Annotated in this window: 14 protein-coding genes; 4 read left to right on the top strand and 10 right to left on the bottom strand. The window is 67.1% G+C overall.

Annotation, left to right across the window (positions count from 1 at the left end):
- Positions 1 to 33 precede the first annotated feature (33 nt).
- Entirely contained in the window at positions 34 to 2,439 is a 2,406-nt protein-coding gene (locus K7G82_RS25815; RefSeq protein ID WP_343228649.1) for a TonB-dependent receptor plug domain-containing protein, read from the bottom strand.
- A gap of 34 nt (positions 2,440 to 2,473) precedes the next feature.
- Entirely contained in the window at positions 2,474 to 3,691 is a 1,218-nt protein-coding gene (locus K7G82_RS25810; protein ID WP_222992849.1) for a dipeptidase, read from the bottom strand.
- Positions 3,692 to 3,885: 194 nt separating this feature from the next.
- Between K7G82_RS25810 and K7G82_RS25805 the strand changes: the two genes are divergently transcribed.
- Both K7G82_RS25805 and epsC read left to right on the top strand, forming a co-directional pair.
- Entirely contained in the window at positions 3,886 to 5,217 is a 1,332-nt protein-coding gene (locus K7G82_RS25805; protein WP_222992848.1) for a dicarboxylate/amino acid:cation symporter, read from the top strand.
- Positions 5,214 to 6,197, top strand: a complete 984-nt coding sequence (gene epsC, locus K7G82_RS25800; RefSeq protein ID WP_222992847.1) for a serine O-acetyltransferase EpsC — start codon at positions 5,214 to 5,216, stop codon at positions 6,195 to 6,197. The genes K7G82_RS25805 and epsC overlap by 4 nt, the downstream gene beginning before the upstream one ends.
- On the opposite strand, the gene K7G82_RS25795 is transcribed toward epsC, so the two are convergent.
- The 4 genes from K7G82_RS25795 to K7G82_RS25780 form a co-directional block, all read right to left on the bottom strand.
- Positions 6,194 to 6,769, bottom strand: a complete 576-nt coding sequence (locus tag K7G82_RS25795) for an alpha/beta hydrolase family protein (RefSeq protein WP_222992846.1) — start codon at positions 6,767 to 6,769, stop codon at positions 6,194 to 6,196. The two genes, epsC and K7G82_RS25795, sit on opposite strands and share 4 nt — an antisense overlap.
- Positions 6,770 to 6,862: 93 nt before the next feature.
- Positions 6,863 to 7,654: a sulfite exporter TauE/SafE family protein gene (locus K7G82_RS25790; protein WP_222992845.1), complete on the bottom strand. Its 792-nt coding sequence runs from the start codon at positions 7,652 to 7,654 to the stop codon at positions 6,863 to 6,865.
- A complete protein-coding gene (locus tag K7G82_RS25785; RefSeq protein ID WP_222992844.1) occupies positions 7,651 to 9,024 on the bottom strand; it encodes an ATP-grasp domain-containing protein in 1,374 nt (457 codons plus the stop codon). Before K7G82_RS25785 ends, K7G82_RS25790 begins: the two co-directional genes overlap by 4 nt.
- A 61-nt stretch (positions 9,025 to 9,085) precedes the next feature.
- The gene (locus K7G82_RS25780; protein WP_222992843.1) at positions 9,086 to 9,355 is read right to left on the bottom strand and encodes a hypothetical protein; all 270 of its coding nucleotides are present in this window, start codon (positions 9,353 to 9,355) and stop codon (positions 9,086 to 9,088) included.
- Here K7G82_RS25780 and K7G82_RS25775 point away from each other — a divergent pair.
- Positions 9,354 to 10,550, top strand: coding sequence for an SGNH/GDSL hydrolase family protein (locus K7G82_RS25775; protein ID WP_222992842.1), 1,197 nt, complete (start codon positions 9,354 to 9,356; stop codon positions 10,548 to 10,550). The two genes, K7G82_RS25780 and K7G82_RS25775, sit on opposite strands and share 2 nt — an antisense overlap.
- Before the next feature lie 107 nt (positions 10,551 to 10,657).
- Here the strand turns inward: K7G82_RS25775 and K7G82_RS25770 are convergent, their stop codons facing one another.
- From K7G82_RS25770 to K7G82_RS25760, 3 genes are read right to left on the bottom strand one after another with little or no spacing between them, the layout of a single operon-like run.
- The gene (locus tag K7G82_RS25770; protein WP_222992841.1) at positions 10,658 to 12,187 is read right to left on the bottom strand and encodes a DHA2 family efflux MFS transporter permease subunit; all 1,530 of its coding nucleotides are present in this window, start codon (positions 12,185 to 12,187) and stop codon (positions 10,658 to 10,660) included.
- A 10-nt stretch (positions 12,188 to 12,197) separates the two neighbouring features.
- Positions 12,198 to 13,346 carry an HlyD family secretion protein gene (locus K7G82_RS25765; RefSeq protein ID WP_222992840.1) on the bottom strand — a complete coding sequence of 383 codons (1,149 nt, stop codon included), beginning with the start codon at positions 13,344 to 13,346 and terminating at the stop codon, positions 12,198 to 12,200.
- A complete protein-coding gene (locus K7G82_RS25760; RefSeq protein ID WP_222992839.1) occupies positions 13,339 to 14,808 on the bottom strand; it encodes an efflux transporter outer membrane subunit in 1,470 nt (489 codons plus the stop codon). Before K7G82_RS25760 ends, K7G82_RS25765 begins: the two co-directional genes overlap by 8 nt.
- 99 nt (positions 14,809 to 14,907) lie before the next feature.
- Between K7G82_RS25760 and K7G82_RS25755 the strand changes: the two genes are divergently transcribed.
- Entirely contained in the window at positions 14,908 to 15,528 is a 621-nt protein-coding gene (locus K7G82_RS25755; protein WP_246623881.1) for a TetR/AcrR family transcriptional regulator, read from the top strand.
- 31 nt (positions 15,529 to 15,559) lie between these two features.
- Here the strand turns inward: K7G82_RS25755 and K7G82_RS25750 are convergent, their stop codons facing one another.
- The gene (locus K7G82_RS25750) at positions 15,560 to 16,732 is read right to left on the bottom strand and encodes an acyl-CoA dehydrogenase family protein (protein ID WP_222992837.1); all 1,173 of its coding nucleotides are present in this window, start codon (positions 16,730 to 16,732) and stop codon (positions 15,560 to 15,562) included.
- Positions 16,733 to 17,014: the final 282 nt, after the last annotated feature.

Genomic DNA, 17,014 nt, shown 5'->3' with positions numbered 1-17,014 from the left:
CGGGTGGCCCGTGCAGGGCCACCCGTTGATCCCCTACCAACGCACGCCCACCCGTGCGTAGAGATAGCGGCCGTTGAAGCCGAAGGGCGAATAATAGGGGAAAGCTGTCACGCCCGTGCTGTTGAGCGCGGTCGGCACCTTGTCCGGATAGACGTCGAACAGATTGTCCGCGCCGATGGCGAAGGTGATGCGATCGGCCAGCGTGTAGCGCGCCTCCAGATCCACCAGTGTCGCCTTGCCGGTATGGATGTCCGACGCGGCGACGGTGCCGGGCTGGAGCACGTCGCCATAATAGGCCGCGCGCGCGGTGATGCCGAGATCGCCCAGCGTCCAGTCCGCGCTGCCCACGATCTTGGTGCGCGGCGTGCCCTGCTCGATGGTCAGGATGCGGTTGCGCGCGAAGAGGGTGGGGGACGGGTTGAGCGTGGCGGTGGATGTCGGCACGCGGGTGACGTCGATATCGTTGAAATTGGCGGCGAGCGAGAGATCGAGCGCGCTACTCCCCAGCGGCTGGCGATAGCGCGCGACGATATCGACACCCTGGGTGCGGCTGGTGATGCCGTTGATGAAGAAGCGCGCGGCCTGGACGCCGAATGGCGCGAGGATGGTGGCAACCTGCGGGCTGAAGCTCGCCTGGATATTCTCCGAAAGCGCCAATTGGTCGCGGATGCGGATGTGATAGCCGTCGACGGTCAGTTCGAAACGCCCGGCGCGCAACACGAAGCCCAGCGAATAATTGACCGACTTTTCGGGTTCGAGCGGCAGGCCGCCGAGCGCCGCCGCGATCGTGCTCGTCGCGGGATAGGTGCCGGTTTCGAGGATATTGGGGGCGACGACCACCGATGCCGTCGAGGTGAAATAGCTTTGCTGGAGCGACGGTGCACGGAAACCGGATGAGATCGCGCCGCGCAGCGCGAACCAGTCGGCTGCGTCCCAGCGCGCGGAAAGCTTGGCGGTCGCGGTCTCGCCGAAATCCGAATAGCGTTCGCCGCGCACCGCGCCGCCGATCGTGAAGCCGCCGTCGAAGCGCGCCTCGAGATCGAGATAGGCGGAGACATTGTTGCGGTGCCTGTCGACCGCGTTCGAAGGCTGGAAACCGATGAATCCCTGGGCGCCGCCGGTCAGCGCGCTGTTGCCGCCCAACGGGCCGCGATTGTAGGATTCGGGTTGGCCCGCGCGGATCTCATAGCCTTCGCGCCGATATTCCAGCCCCGCAGCCACATTCACCGCACCACCGGAGAACGGATATTCGCGCGCGGCGTCGAGCGCGGCGACGAACTGGTCGTAGATCAGTGAACCATCGTCGAAATCGGTGGGTGAGGCGGCGCCATATGTGGCGTTGAGCGAGTTGCGCGTCCGGAAATCGAGCTGGTTGCGGCCATAGCTGAGATTGATGTCGGTCTTCCATCCGCTCACTTCGCCGCGCAGCCCCGTCGCCAGCGTCAGATCCCTGGAGCGGACGTTGATCAGCGGCAGGAAGCCGTCGGGATAAAGCGCCGCGACGTTGTTGACGTTGCTCGGCACGCGCGGAAAGGCCGCGCTGGTGCTGTCGCGATGCTGATAGCCGCCCCAGCCGTATAGCTCCCAGCCGTCGCCTACGGGCAGCCCGGCATTGGCATAGAGCGTATATTGCTCCACCGCCGGATCGCCGAAGCGCGAGCGGACGCGCGCGGGCGTCGCGCGGGTGTCCAGGTCGCCGCGGCTCGTCGGGTTGCGATGGAGATATTCGCCCGACAGCGTCAGATAGCCTTCCGCTCCCAGCGCGATGCCCTGCCAGGCCGATGCGCTCCAGGTCTCTCCGTCATGCGCGGTGCGCGAAGCGAGCGCGGTCTTCACATCGCTGCGGTACTGGCCGTAGCTCAGCGTGGCGCCGCCGCCTTCGCGCGCTTGGCGCAGGCGGAGATTGATCACCCCGGCAATGGCGTCAGATCCATATTGCGCGGATGCGCCGTCGCGCAGCACTTCGATGCGTTCGAGTGCGACGCCGGGGATGGTGTTGAGATCGACCGCCGCCGATCCGCGTCCGACCGATCCGTTGACGTTGACCAGTGCCGAGGCATGGCCGCGCACGCCATTGACCAGCACCAGTGTCTGATCGGGCGAAAGACCGCGCAGCGTGGCCGGACGGATCGAATCGGTGCCATCGACCGCCGATGCACGAGGAAAGTCGATCGAAGGTGTGATCGACGCCAGCGCTTCGGCAACTTCGGTCGTGCCCTGCTGGCGCAGCGCCGCGCCCGACAGCACGTCGATCGGCGACACCGAATCCAGGCGGGATCGGCCCTGCACGCGAGTTCCCGTCACCACGATCTCGTCGGACGGGGCGGTATCGCCCTCACCCTGCGGCGGTGCGCCGGGTGCGGCCTGCGCCTGTGCCGCCGTCGCCGCGACGGCCGAGAGCGCGGACGCCAGAAGAAGGGCCCTGAAATTGGGGTTCACTCGATTTCTCCCTGTTGCGTGATCGGTTTTTTGGTCAGCGTGCGGCGAGTTGCGCGCCCCCGTCCCGGGCGGCCTGCCAGATGCGCAAGACATTGCCGCTCCACAGCTTTTCGATATCGGCCGCCGAATAGCCCCGCCGGGCAAGTGCTGCGGTAACGTTTCCGGTCTCGCCGGCATCCTGCCAGCCCGTCACGCCGCCGCCATGATTGAAGTCCGAAGACAGGGCGACATGATCGATGCCGATCCGCTTCACCGCATAGTCGATGGCATCGACCAGCCGATCGACATCGGCCTTGGGCTCGGTCGCGCGGATCGCGTAATAGCGTTTGGTGTATTCGGCGGCCCGCGCGGCCGGCAGCGCCGCGCCGCCCGCGTCGGACAGGCCGAATTCGGTCTTCAGTGCCGCGAATTGCCGTTCCACCCCGGCATCGTGCGGGCGGAGATACGCGCTGAACGCGTTGATCGCGATCACGCCGCCATTGGCCTTCAGTGCATCGAGCTGCGCGTCGGTCAGGTTGCGGCCATTGCCGACCAGGCCGCGCACCGCCGAATGGCTGGCGATCACCGGCGCGCGGCTGAGCGCCAGCGCCTGATCGACTGCCTGGTCGCTGAGCTGCGAGATGTCGATCACCACGCCCAGCCGGTTCAACCGGCCGATCGCCTCGCGACCGAGCGGCGACAGGCCCTGGTTCAGCGCTTGCGGTTCGCCGCGCACCAGCGCCGGGCGCGAACTGTCCGCCAGCCCGTTATGGCCGGCATGGACGAAGCCGAAAAAGGCGACGCCTCGTTTCGCCCAGTCGTCGATATCGTCGAGCGTGCCGACAAAGGCGCCGCCATTGACGATTCCTTCGACCACCGCGAAGCGCCCGGACGCGGCGATCGCGCGCGCCTCGGCAGGACTGCGGGCGAGCCCCACGCGATCGGGATGATGCACGGCCAGGCCGACGATCGCGGCATGTTTGGCCTCGGCGATCGCCCTGGCGCGCGTTCGCGCCCCCGGCGTGTCGGTCTCCTGCGGGGCGAAGACGGCCAGGATCGCGGCGTCGAGCCCGCCGCGCCGGGCCTTGGCGAGATCGAACTGGGTCGCGCCCTCGGCGGTGGCGGGGCTGGCAGGGGCATCGAAGCCCGGTTCGATATCGATATGCGCGTCGAGCGTGAACGGCTCCGCTGCGCCCGATGGCCCGGTCAGGGCGAGCGCTGCAAGCGATGCGGCAAGGGCGCGAGCGGTCGTGAATCGGCGTGCGCGAACCATGATGTTCCCCGTTTTCGGAGCCCCGGCCTGTGCCGGCCGGGGCCATCGTTTCGTCACGCAGGCGCATATTCGGCGAAGCTTCATGGGATTGCGCGCCATCCCTTCTTCTGTGGGACAAAGAAAAACTACGCTTTGTCAAGTTAATTGGTTGACTTAAATGCAGGCCACCGAACCGATGGAGAAACGAGGCTGAAATGCCGGTGAAGGCGAGCATCCGACAGGTGCCTTTCGCGGCGCGCATCCTGCTGGCGATGGTCCTGGGCATCGGCCTCGGCCTTGGCGCGCGCGCTATCGGATCGCCTGTCGATGCGCCCAATGCGCTGCTAGTCGCGCTCGATACGATCGGCGGCACCTTCGTCCAGCTTCTGAAGCTGCTGGTGCCGCCGCTGATCTTCACCGCGATCGTCACCAGCATCGCCGGCCTGGGCGAACTCAGGAACGCCGCGCGACTGGCGACGCAGACTCTGGTCTGGTTCGCGATCACCGCCCTGATCGCGGTGCTTGTCGGCGTCGCGGTGGGAACGATCGTGCTGCATGGCGGAGAGGCAGCCGCGCTCGCGGCAAGGTCGCACGCCGCCGTGGATGCGGGCTGGCTGGATTTCCTGAAGGGCATCGTTCCGACCAACATCTTCGGGCTGGCGGTTTCGGCGCGCGCCGATGGAGGCGGCATCGCGACCAGCGTTTCGGTCGGCACGCTCCAGATCGTCGCGCTTTCGTTCGCGATCGGGTTGGCCGCGCACCGGGTGGGGGCGGCGGCCGCGCCGTTCGTCGGTTTTGTCGCCGCGCTCTACGCCATCGTCCGCAGATTGCTGGGCTGGGTCATCGCGCTCACGCCGCTCGGCACCATCGGCCTGCTCGGCACGGCGGTCGCGCGCTACGGCTGGGATACGCTGTCCCAGCTCGGTGCCTTTGCCGGTGCGGTCTATCTCGGGCTCGCGATCGTGCTGCTCGGCATCTATCCGCTGCTGCTGATCGCCAACGGGATCCGCCCGGCGGCGTTCTTCCGGGCGGCCTGGCCGGCGATCCAGCTCGGTTTCGTCTCGCGCAGCTCGATCGGCACATTGCCCGTCACCGAGCTCGCGGCCGAGAAGCTCGGGATCGCGCGTAGCTATGCCGCCTTCGCCGTGCCGCTGGGCGCGACCACCAAGATGGACGGTTGCGCCGCCATCTATCCCGCGATCGCCGCCATCTTCGTCGCGCAATTCTATCATGTGCCGCTGGGCGCGGCGGATTATCTGCTCATCGCCTTCGTCTCGGTGATCGGATCGGCGGCGACGGCGGGCGTGACCGGCGCGGTGGTGATGCTGACGCTCACGCTCTCCACTCTGGGCCTGCCGCTCGAAGGCGTCGGCCTGTTGCTGGCGATCGATCCGATCCTCGACATGGGGCGCACGGCGGTGAACGTCGCCGGCCAGATCCTCGTACCCCTGATCGTCGCGCGGCGCGAAGGCTTGCTCGACGATGATGCGGCCGCGCCCGCCATCTCCTTTCCACAGCATGAAACCGCCATTCCGGAGACCCTATGATCGATCCCGCCACCGCCTTCGACCCTCGCCGGGAACTCGCGCCGATCATGGCCGGCCTGCGCGATCAGCGGCAGCGCTGGCGCACCGCGAACGAGCGCCATGCCGAGCTTGGCAGCCATGGTTTCCCCTCCCGCCAGTCGCTCGCGCGGATATTGGGGGCGCTGAGCGCGGTGTTGTTCCCGCTGCGGTTGGGGCCGCCCGAGCTGAGCCCGGCGAACGAGGATGCATTCGTCGAGGCGACGCTGGAATCGGCGCTGTCGCAACTGGCGGCGCAGGTGCGGCTGGAACTGCTCTACGATCGCCGCCGGGCATCGGCCGGGCTTGCCGATGCCGATGCGGTGGAGGCGGACGTGCAGACGATCATCCGCCGTTTCGCCCAGTCGCTGCCGGTGCTGCGGACCCTGCTCGATACCGATGTCCATGCCGCCTATCGCGGCGATCCCGCCGCCCGCAGCGTCGACGAGGTGCTGCTCTGCTATCCCTGCATCACCGCGGTGATCCATCATCGCCTGGCGCATCAGCTCTATCGGCTGGGCGTGCCGCTCGTCGCGCGGATCATCTCGGAGATCGCGCATTCGCGCACCGGGATCGACATCCATCCCGGCGCACGGATCGGCGCCAGCTTCTTCATCGATCACGGCACCGGCGTCGTGATCGGCGAGACCGCGATCATCGGCGAGCGCGTGCGCCTCTACCAGCAGGTCACGCTCGGCGCGCGCAGCTTCCTGCCCGACGAGGAAGGCTCCATCGTGAAGGGCGAGCCGCGTCATCCGATCATCGGCGACGATGTCGTGATCTATGCGGGCGCGACGATCCTGGGCCGGGTGACGATCGGCCGGGGTGCGGTGATCGGCGGCAATGTGTGGCTGACACAGGCCGTGCCCGCCGGCGCGCATGTCCGCCAGGCTCATCCCAATCTCACCATCGTCGAGCGCGAACGGACCGCGCAGCCCCCGATCGAACGCGTGGGGTCGCTTTAGCCGGGCGGCATCCCCGCCGACCGCCCGTTCGAACCATCCGGGGGGGCGACGGTGTTGGGCCAGGCGCCGCACCTTCCTGCCTGTGCTTCCGTGGTGGACGCGATCAGCCAGTTGAGCACGTAGCGGCCATAATCCCAGTCGCCGAGCGACGCCGTCGCGTCCGCGCGGCCGATATCGCCGCCCTGCACCAGCCGCGCGCCGATCGCCGAGGCGAAGAGCAGCGATCGTACCTCTCCCTGGCTGGCGACGACGACGGACGGGATGTTCAGGCGCGGCGTCAGTTCTTCCGATGTTCCGGGCGCGACGAACAAGGCGCCCGCCGGTCGCTGTCCGTACGGATCGTCGAGATGCGCGATGGCGGCAGCGGTTCGCTGGCAGGCCCGCCCGCGCGCGACGATCAGCATCGGCCCGGATGTTTCGGAGTTGAGCGCGCTCAATCGCGCGTGCGCGTCCGCAACCAGGGATGCGTTTTTCATCCCGGCGCCCCAGTGGACCATCCAATCGTCCGGATCGAGCGGCAATGCCTCCGGGATCAGCAGGATGGTGGGGCTGGGGTGTGCAAGAGAGGCCATATCATTCTCCGGCCACCCGCCGGGCGGCAAGACCGATATAGCGGAAGTGGACTATATTCTCTATTGATTTAGTTGAAATATAATCTTCGATGCTCAAAAGCGCGGAAAGGCGGGGATCGGCTCGAACATCAGCGCCACCAGGCCATAGAAGCTGGTGGCGATCAGCACCGCGCCGACAAGCTGCATCAATGGCTTTGCCGGGATGCTGCGCGCGAGATAGGCGCCGAGCGGCGCCGCGACGACGCCCCCGATCAGCAGGCCCGATGCGGCGATGGTGAAGGATGCGAGGCCCAATGTCCCGATCAGCGCGGCGAGCACGGTGACGGTGATGAAGAATTCGGATGCGTTGACCGTGCCGATCACCATGCGCGGCGTCATGCCCTGGGCCAGCAGATTGCCCGTGACCAGCGGCCCCCAGCCGCCGCCGCCCGACGCGTCGAAGAAGCCGCCGGCAAAGCCAAGGGGGCCGACGAGTTTCATCCGCCGATAGGCCTGGGGGCGTCGCGGCCCGCGCCAGATCAGATAGGCACCGATCGCGGCCAGATAGACCAGCACCACCGGCCGGGCGATCTCGGCATCGACGATGGTGAGCACCCAGACGCCGATGATCGCGCCGACGATGCCGGGAACGACGAGGCGCGCGAACAGCGGCCAATCGACATTGCGCTGCATCACATGGCTCAGTCCGGATGCGCCGCTGGTGAAGCTTTCGGCGGTGTGGATCGCCGCCGATGCCGTGACCGGCGGAAGGCCGAACATCACCAGCAGCGAATTGGAGAAGACGCCGAAGCCCATGCCCAGGGTGCCGTCGACCAATTGCGCGAGGAAACCGATCAGGATGAAGGGAAGCAGGTCGGCCCAGGGGAGCGCAGAGAACTCGATCATCGCGCGGCTCCGGATGAGTGCCTGCGCTTGCGCGGGCGACGGCCGGGCGCGGTCAGCACGAACAGGATCGGGAAGAGCAGCGCCAGCACCGAAAGCGCGCCGCTGACGATGGGCGCCGCACCGGCCAGCCAGGGCAGGACCGCCGCCCAGATCGACACCGCCAGGACGATGACGAGCGTGCGTTCCTGTTCACTGTCGTCGAACGCCGCCAGATCGGTGCGGACGCGGCCTTCGAACAGGGTGCGCAGGCTGAGACTCGTCCGGCCGCGTTCGTCGGCCAGCGGCGGCGGCGTGGCTGCATGCGCCAGGCAGGCGATGCCCGCGCCGATCATGCGGACGCCGACGGCGCTTGCGAAGCGGGGATAGCTGGTGGCGCGGTCGCTCAGCGCGCGCAGCCCGGCACGGCCGCCAAAGGCGAGATCGGCGAGCGCGGTGCTTTCCGCCGCGGCCGGGGCGGGCGCGGTTTCCGGCGCAGTCTGGGTGGAGGCGATCCATTCGAGAATGGCGGCCGGAATGTCGAGCCCGCTCGCCCGCTCCAGCCCCTGGAAGCCGGGCGCGGAATTGGCCTCGCAGATCCGGTATCCGTCCTCGTCGAACAATATATCGATGCCCGTCACGTCGAGTTCCAATATGTCGGCCGCGCGCACCGCGAGCTCCGCCATTTCGGGCGGCGGATTATAGGCGATGCCGACGCCGCCCAGCGACACGTTGGATTTGAATCCGCCGGTGAGCGAACGGCGCTCCATCGCCGCGACCACGCGCCCGCCCACCACCAGCACCCGCACGTCGCGGCCATGGCTGGCGCGGACATAATGCTGCAGGATGAAATCGGCCTGCGCATCCGCGCTTTCGAGCAGGCCGGCCAGATCCTCGAACTGGCTGCGATCCTCGCATTTGAGGACGCCCGCCCCCCTTGTGCCCTTCAGCGTCTTCACGATGACGGGGAAACCCAGCTCGCGCTCGACCAGATCGACATCCATCGGGAAGGTGCCGAGGATGGTGCGCGGGATCGGCAGGCCGGCCCGGATCAGCCGCTGCAGGGTATGGAGTTTGTCCGCGACCATCTCGATCGCGGTGGCGTCGTTGATCAGCCGCACGCCGCGCCGTTCGAAATGACGCAGCAGCGCCAGCGTGAAATAATCGGTCTCGGCGCCCGTCCGGCACAGGATGAAGTCCGGGCGTTCGAGAGGGCGGCGCTGATAGCTTGCGGTCCAATCGTCATCCGCGCCGACGACGAGATCGAAGCTGTGGGGATTGAGGATGTCGAGCCCGATTCCCATCGCCCGGGCGGTCTCTTGGAAACGGAGCACTTCCGGCACTTCGGGAAGCGCGGGGTCCAGTTCGCGCTGAAACAGGATCCAGCCTCGCAAGATCGTCTCCTTCATACCTCGGGCGCGGAGCATAGCATGCGCGCCGATGCCGGTCGCCGGGTCATCGCCATGATACGCATGAGGATGCGCGCGCGTTGCGTCGGTCGGTGATCAACGTTCGTAACCGGGAAAGCATGACCATGGCTGGAACTCGGCAGATCCGGCCGGCGATGGACGGGGCCATATCGGCGATCGGCAGGATCAGGAACGATAGACGGGCGATATCGGTGGCAGGCGCGTTTCCGCCGATCCGATAGAATTTCTCTGGCTGTTCCAATGGCCCGAAGCCGATAGTCCGGCGCACGCACCCGTTATCCAGGATCCGAGTCATGGCCGCCGATCGTCAATGGATCACCACCCCGATCAACCGGCCGCTATTGCGCGGCGCGATCGAGCTTGAGACGACGTCGCAGGGCCTGTTGCCGCATCGCCTGCCGGGCTGGGCGCGCGCGCAATGCGCCGATCCGCTGCTGGCGATGGTCGAAAGCCAGCCGTCGGGCGTGCGGCTGGTCTTCCGCACGCGTGCGACCGCGATCGAACTGGATGTCCTGCCGACCCGCCGCATCTATGCCGGCTTCCCGCCACGCCCCGACGGCATCTACGATCTGTGCGTAGACGGCCGGCTCGTCCGCCAGTCCGGCGTTGCCGGCGGCAATGTCATGCATGTCGATATGGCGACCGGTTCGGTCAGGTGCGAAGCCGGTGTGCCGGGCACCTTGTCGTTCGACGGCCTGACGACCGACGACAAGCTGGTCGAGATCTGGTTGCCGCACAACGAGATGGCGGAACTGGTGGCGCTGCGCACCGACGCGCCTGTCGCCGCGATCGAGGGGGCGGGCCTCAAGACCTGGCTGCATCATGGCAGTTCGATCAGCCATGGTTCCGATGCGGCGAGCCCGACAGGCACCTGGCCCGCCATCGCCGCCGCGCTGGCGGGCGTTTCGCTGGTCAATCTGGGGCTGGGCGGCAATGCGCTGCTCGATCCCTTCACCGCGCGCACCATCCGCGACACGCCGGCCGACCTGATCAGCGTCAAGCTCGGCATCAACCTGGTCAACACCGATGCGATGCGTCTGCGCGCGTTCGGTCCCGCGGTGCACGGCTTTCTCGACACGATCCGGGAGGGGCATCCGACCGCGCCGCTGCTGGTGGCCTCACCGATCCTCTGCCCGATCCACGAAGCCACGCCTGGGCCGACCGCGCCCGAGCTCGCTGATGGCCGGTTGCTGTATCGCGCGGCGGGCGATCCGTGTGAGGTGGTGGCCGGGAAATTGACCTTGGAAGTCATTCGCGACGGTCTTTCGCGGATCGTCGCGCAGCGTGCGCTGGCCGATCCGAACATTCATTATCTCGACGGGCGTGTGCTTTACGGGGAGGCGGACCATGCCGCCTTGCCGTTGCCCGACAGGCTGCATCCCGATGCGGTAACGCACCGATTGATCGGCGAGCGTTTCGCGGAACTGGCATTCGCCTCCGCCGCGCCGCTGGATCCGGCGCAAGGCAAGGCTGATCGCATCTCAGGCTGAGGGTTACGCTGGCGTTCCCGAGCGTTCGGCATACGCCGTCCTGCTGCATGGCGCTCGGGTTTTGCCGGGCGTCGCCGTTTTCCTGCGTCGCATGGCCCTGCCGGATCTCAATGCGCGGCGCCGGGCGCGACTGCGCGGCTCGGGCGCGGCGTCATCCAGATGATCATCGCGGATGCCATGAAGACGAAGGCCGACAGCAGGAAGATGTGGTTGGTCGCGAGCGCATAGGCTTCCTTGTCGACGACCTGCGCGACGACGATGCGGACCTGATCGAGCGAGAAGCCTTGCGCGGTCATGGCGTCGACGGTGCCGTCGCTGTTGAGTTGCGACGTGATCTCGCTGCGCGCGACGCGGGAGCTGTTGTCCCACATCGTCGTCGAGATCGAGGTGGCGATCGCGGCCGCCATCGTCCGCAGGAAGCTCATCACGCCGGCGGCCGACGCCGTTTCCTGCGGCTCGACCGAGGCGAGCGCGAGCGATGTCAGCGGGATGAAGAAGAAGGGCATTCCGAGGCCCTGGAGCATCTGCGGCAGGGCGAGCGTCCAGAAATCGGCCTGGCTGTTCCAATGGACACGCAGCAGCGAAACGAAGCCAAGCCAGAGGATGCCGAAACAGACCAATGCGCGCTGGTCGACCCGGGACGAGAGCTTGGCGACGATCGGCGACATGATCACCGCCGCCACGCCGGTGAACGCGGTCGCGTAGCCGGCATAGGTGGCGGTGTAGCCCATGCTGGTCTGCAGCCATTGCGGGATCAGCACGGCGGAGGCGAAGAAGGTCCCGAAGGCGAAGGAGAGCGACATCACTGCGACGGTGAAGCCGCGATGCCGGAACACGCGCAGATCGACGATCGGCTGGTTCTCCGTCCCTTCCCAGACCAGGAAGACGACGAAGCCGATCGCGGCGATGATGGCGAGCGCGATGATCGTCGGATCGGCGAACCAGTCATGTTCGCGGCCGAGATCGAGCATGATCTGGAGCGCGCCGATCCACAGCAGCATCAGCATCAGCCCGACCCTGTCGACGCGCAGCCTGTCGGTGGGCGTCTCCACCCTGGCAAGCAGCCGCACCGCGCCGAACGCGCAGAATGCGGCGACGGGAATGTTGATGAAGAAGATCCAGTGCCACGACCAGCCGTCGCTGATCGTGCCGCCCAGGATCGGCCCCAGGATCGGCGCGACGACGGTGGTCATCGACCAGATGGCCATCGCCTGCACGCGCTGCTCGGGTTTGAAGATGCGCATCAGCAATGTCTGGCTGAGCGGCATCAGCGGGCCGCCGCACAGCCCCTGGCCGATCCGGCACGCGACGATCATGCCCAGTGTCGAGGACATGCCGCACAATGTGGAGAAGACGCCGAAGCCGATCATGCCGAAGGTGAAGGTGCGCACCGTGCCGAAGCGCCCGGCGAGCCAGCCGGTCAGCGGCACGCTCACGGCTTCCGCGACGGCATAGGAGGTGATGATCCAGGTGCCTTGGCTGCCCGAGATGCCCAGGCTGCCGGCGATGTGCGGGACGGAGACGTTCGCGATCGTGGTGTCGAGCACCACCATGAAATTGGTGAGCGCGAGCACGATACCCGCCAGGATGAGCCGCGCGCCGGTCAGCGGCGCCAGTGCCTCGGCCTTGCCGTCCATGGACTTGCCCCTAGTTTCGGGAGATATCGATCTCGGCGTCCATCGACAGGCCAACCCTTAGCGGATGCGCCTGCAATTCCTTCGGATCGAGCGCCACACGCACCGGCAGGCGCTGGACGACCTTGATCCAGTTGCCGGTCGCGTTCTGCGCGGGGATGAGCGCGAAGGAGGATCCGGTGCCGCCCGACAGGCCGACCACCTTGCCGTGATATTCGACATCGCCGCCATAAAGATCGGATTTGAGCGTCACCGCCTGGCCGATCTTTACCTTGGCAAGCTGGCCTTCCTTGAAATTGGCGTCGACATAAAGCTGGCCGACGGGGACGATCAGCATCAGCTGCGCGCCCGGCGCGACGCGCTGCCCCACCTGGACGTTGCGGCGGGTGATCACGCCGTCGATCGGCGCCCGGATCACGGTGCGCTCCAGGTCGAGCCGGGCCTGCGCCAGCCTGGCCTGTGCCGCCAGCACCTCGGGCGCGGTGGCGGCGGTGGTGCCGCTGATCAGCGCGTCGTTCGCCGCGAGTTCGCCTGCCGCGGCGCCACGGGTCGAGCTCGCCTGCGCGATGCCGGCGCGCGCCAGTTCCAGATTGGCTCTGGCGGACGAAAAGCTGTTGGTCGCGGCCGTCAGTTCCTCGCCCGACACCGCGCCGTTGGGGGCGAGGCGCTGGCGCCGGGCGAGGTCGACGCGTGCCCGTTCATAGTCCGCCTCGGCGGATACGAGCTGGGCGCGGGCACGCGCGATATCGGCATTGCGGGCCTGGACCTGCGCTGCGAGCGCGGCGCTGGTCGCGGATGTCTGGCCATATTGGCGGCGGACCTTGGCGAGATCGGCTTCGGCCTGGGCGAGCGCGATCCGCGCGTCGCTGTCGTCGAGCCGCACAAGCGTGTCGCCCTTGCGCACCGCCTGGGTATCGGCGACCGCGACCGCCGCTACCTGCGCCGCCACCATCGGCGTGACGCTGGCCGTGTCGGCGCCGACATAGGCATTGTCGGTGCTCACATAATGGCTGCCGACAAGTGCATACCAGGCGCCGAAACCGACGCCGCCGATCAGCACCGCGCCGGCGACATAGGTCAGCAGCCGCTTGCGCAGGGGCCTGCGGCCGGCGGTCGTTTCGTCGGTACGTTCGCCGCCGAAATTGGGATCGGCTTCAGCCATGGGTCGCGTCCTTGTATGTGGCTGTGTTTGCGGCCGCCGCCGCACTGGTGCCGGAAAAGCCGCCGCCGAGCGCGCGCACGAGCTGGACGTCGAGCGCGAACGCCCGCGCGTCGAGATCGGCGACGATCCGGCGGTTCTGCAGCACGCGCTCTTCGGCGGTCAGCACGTCGAGAAAGGTGGAGAGGCCGCCTTCATAGCGCTGCCGGGCAATGGCATGGGCGGCTTCGGACGCCGCCAGCGCCTGGCGGCTTTCGGACAGGCGCGACACCAGCGCGGTCTGGCTCGTCACGGCGTCGGCGACCTCGCGGAACGCCGTCGCGACGACCGAGTCATAGGTCGCGACCGCTTCATCATAACCGGCGCGCGCACCCTTATACTGGCCGGCAAGCTGGCCGCCGCGAAAGATGGGCAGGCTGAGCGCGGGGCCGGCCTGGCCGAAGGTCGAGTCGTTCCTGAACAGGTTGCCCAGCCCCAGCGCCTGGAAACCGGCCAATGCGGTGATGTTGATCGAAGGATAGAAGTCGGCGCGCGCCACCTTGATACGGCTCGCCGCTGCCTCCACCCGCGCGCGCGCGGCGGCGATGTCGGGGCGGCGCCCGATCAGGTCGGTGGTCACGCCCGCCGGCAGGCCGTGCATTTCTGCGGGGCCGGACGGAAGGGTGATGGTGAGCCCGCGATCTGGGCCCTTGCCGAGCAGCGCGGCGATGCGATTGCGCGTGAGCGCGATCGCCTCGTCGGTCGCCGCGAGATCGGCGCGCGCCGCAGGGATCGCGGCATCGGCTTGTTTCAGTTCAGCTTGCGTGTCCAGGCCGTTGGCGACACGGTCTCCCACCAATGTCCGCGTCTGGACGCGCAGGTCGAGCGCCTTGGCCTCGACCGTGCGTTCGGCGGCGAGCCGGGCGAGATCGGCATAGGCGCTCGCGATATTGGTCGAAAGGACGAGCCGGGACTGATCGAGTTCGATCCGCGCAGCCTCCGCATCCGATGTCGCCGCGGCGAGCGCGGCGCGGTTGCGGCCCCATAGGTCGAGATCGAACCCCAGCGACGCGGCAAGCCGGCCGCTGTCGTTCCAGCCCCTTTGCACAAAGGCGGGCGGTATCCCTTCATTATAGCTTTGCTTGGCTTCGGTCGCACTCGCCTGAACGTCGATCGTCGGCAGCAGCGCGGCGCCGGCCTGCTGGGCGTAGGCCTGCTCCGCGCGAAGGCGTGCCGCGGCGGCGGCGAGATCGGGCGAGTCGGCCAGGCCTTCGGTGATGAGTGCGCTGAGCTGGGTATCGCCATAGGCCGTCCACCAATCTGCCCCGGGCCAGGCCGGTCCCGCGGCATGGGCGCCGATCGACATGTCGGCCGCGAAGCTCGCGGCCGGCCGTGTTTCCGGGCGTGCGCCGAGCTGCGGCACGGGGGCGCAGGCGGCGAGCATGACCGGTGCGAAGAGCAAGAGGCGGGCAGGGCGTAAGCGCATCTGTAAAACCGTACTATAGGGTACGAAAATGCAGATGGGCCCGGTTCGATGGCTTGTCAAGGAAAAATCGTACCCTATAGTACGGTTATGGAGAGAGAGTTGGAAAAGCCGCCGGGCAGGCGCGAAGCCCGCAAACAGGATCGTCGTGATGCAATCATCGCGGTGGCGAAGCGTACATTCTTCGAAAACGGCTATTCGGGTACGTCGATGTCCGCGATTTCGGCCGAACTCGGCGGATCGAAGGGCACGTTATGGAGCTATTTCCCGTCGAAGGAGGAATTGTTCTCCGCCGTGCTGGAAACCGTGACGTCCGAATATCGCCGTCAACTGGCCGATCTGTTCAGGCCCGGTGTGGATGTGCGCACGATGATCCTCGAATTCTGCCGGAGCTTCATTGCCAAGATCACCTCGCCGGAGGCGGTGCGGCTTCACCGGCTCGTCGCGGCGGAGGTCAATCGTTTTCCCGAAGTCGGCGAGATCTTCTATCGCCGCGCACCGCAGCCGACGCAGGAATTGCTCGCGGGCTTCCTGGCGCGCGAGATGGAGGCCGGGACGCTTCGCCACGAGGATCCCCGCCGCGCCGCGCGCGCGCTCACCAGCCTGTGCATGGGCGGCACCCATCAGCGCATGCTGATGGGGCAGGAAACCACGGCCGAGGAACGCGATCAGGAAGCACGGCTGGCGGCCGATATCTTCATGCGCGCCTTCGCGCCCGACTGAATCCCAAGCCGTGCCGAAGTGCGGGGATGCTTCAATAGCTTCGGGGCAGGCCGAGGACATGCTCGGCCAGGAACGACAGGATGAGGTTGGTCGAGATCGGCGCGACCTGGTAGAGCCGGGTTTCGCGGAACTTGCGCTCGACATCATATTCCTCGGCGAAGCCGAAGCCGCCATGAGTCTGGATGCAGACATTGCCCGCCTCGACCGAGGCGTCGGCGGCGAGCATCTTGGCCATGTTCGCTTCGGCGCCGTTGGGTCGGCCGGCTTCGTACAGCCGCGCCGCTTCATGCACCATCAGTTCGGCCGCGCGCATGTTGGCGTAGGCGCGGGCGATGGGGAATGAGATGCCCTGGTTCTTGCCGATCGCACGGCCGAAGACATGGCGATCGCTCGCATAATCGACCGATTTGCGCGTGAACCATTTGGCGTCGCCGACGCATTCGGCGGCGATCAGCACGCGCTCCGCATTCATGCCCGACAATATGTAGCGGAAACCCTTGCCTTCCTCGCCGAGCAGATTGGCGGCCGGAATGCGCATATTGTCGAAAAAGACCTCGGTCGTCGCATGGTTCATCATCGTGCGGATCGGCCGGATGGTCAGCGATCCGTCGGCCAGCGCCTGTTTCATGTCGACGATGAAGGTGGAGAGGCCTTCGGTCTTCTTGCCCGCCTGTTCGCGCGGGGTGGTGCGGGCGAGCAGCAGCATCAGGTCGCTGTGCTCGGCACGGCTGGTCCAGATCTTCTGGCCGTTGACGATATAGGCGTCGCCGTCGCGCACCGCCGTCGTGCGCAGCGCGGTGGTGTCGGTGCCGCTCGTCGGTTCGGTGACGCCGAACGCCTGCAGGCGCAGTTCGCCGGTCGCGATCTTCGGCAGATAGGCCTGTTTCTGTGCCTCCGATCCGTGGCGCAGGATCGTGCCCATCGTGTACATCTGCGCATGGCAGGCGCCGCCATTGCAGCCCTCGGCCTGGATCGTCTCGAGGATCGCCGCCGCAGCAGACAGGCCCAGGCCGGAACCGCCATATGCCTCCGGGATCAGAACGGAGAGATAACCGGCGTCGGTCAGCGCCTTGACGAAGCGGCTCGGATATTCGCGCTTCGCATCCAGTTCGCGCCAGTATTCGCCGGGGAATTCGGCGCAGAGGCGGCGCACGCCCTCGCGGATCTCGGGAAAATTCTCGCTGTCGAAGGGGCTGAGCTGCATGCGTTCGTCCTGTCATGCCCCTCCATGGTGGAACGGCGGAGCGGCAATGGTCTTGTCTCCAGCTTGTCTCCGAATGCGTGCGACCGCAACTCGCGCATGGTCCGATTTCGCGGTTGGTGAATTCTTTCTTGTTGTTATCCTTGGAACATCGCGGCCCTGTCGCCGTTGTTCACCGCGCGGGCCAGAAAAAGGGGGGTATCATTCGGGCTTTCGAAATGCGCATGCCGGGCGGACCGTCAGCGATGCTGGCGATGCCGGCGCGCGCCTGCCCGATTTCCTGAT

The sequence above is a fragment of the Sphingomonas colocasiae genome, from assembly GCF_019880585.1.
Taxonomy (GTDB): domain Bacteria; phylum Pseudomonadota; class Alphaproteobacteria; order Sphingomonadales; family Sphingomonadaceae; genus Sphingobium_A; species Sphingobium_A colocasiae.
The sequence above is the reverse complement of the archived record's forward strand: the minus strand, read 5'-3'. Positions and strand labels throughout refer to the sequence as shown.

Excerpts from the sequence above, each read along its gene's own strand:
- K7G82_RS25790 (WP_222992845.1), bottom strand. The coding sequence starts at position 7,654 with ATGATCGAGTTCTCTGCGCTCCCCTGGGCCGACCTGCTTCCCTTCATC.
- K7G82_RS25750 (WP_222992837.1), bottom strand. The coding sequence starts at position 16,732 with ATGCAGCTCAGCCCCTTCGACAGCGAGAATTTTCCCGAGATCCGCGAG.
- K7G82_RS25780 (WP_222992843.1), bottom strand. The coding sequence starts at position 9,355 with ATGACTCGGATCCTGGATAACGGGTGCGTGCGCCGGACTATCGGCTTC.
- K7G82_RS25810 (WP_222992849.1), bottom strand. The coding sequence starts at position 3,691 with ATGGTTCGCGCACGCCGATTCACGACCGCTCGCGCCCTTGCCGCATCG.
- K7G82_RS25775 (WP_222992842.1), top strand. The coding sequence starts at position 9,354 with ATGGCCGCCGATCGTCAATGGATCACCACCCCGATCAACCGGCCGCTA.
- K7G82_RS25760 (WP_222992839.1), bottom strand. The coding sequence starts at position 14,808 with ATGCGCTTACGCCCTGCCCGCCTCTTGCTCTTCGCACCGGTCATGCTC.
- K7G82_RS25765 (WP_222992840.1), bottom strand. The coding sequence starts at position 13,346 with ATGGCTGAAGCCGATCCCAATTTCGGCGGCGAACGTACCGACGAAACG.
- K7G82_RS25770 (WP_222992841.1), bottom strand. The coding sequence starts at position 12,187 with ATGGACGGCAAGGCCGAGGCACTGGCGCCGCTGACCGGCGCGCGGCTC.
- K7G82_RS25805 (WP_222992848.1), top strand. The coding sequence starts at position 3,886 with ATGCCGGTGAAGGCGAGCATCCGACAGGTGCCTTTCGCGGCGCGCATC.
- epsC (WP_222992847.1), top strand. The coding sequence starts at position 5,214 with ATGATCGATCCCGCCACCGCCTTCGACCCTCGCCGGGAACTCGCGCCG.
- K7G82_RS25795 (WP_222992846.1), bottom strand. The coding sequence starts at position 6,769 with ATGGCCTCTCTTGCACACCCCAGCCCCACCATCCTGCTGATCCCGGAG.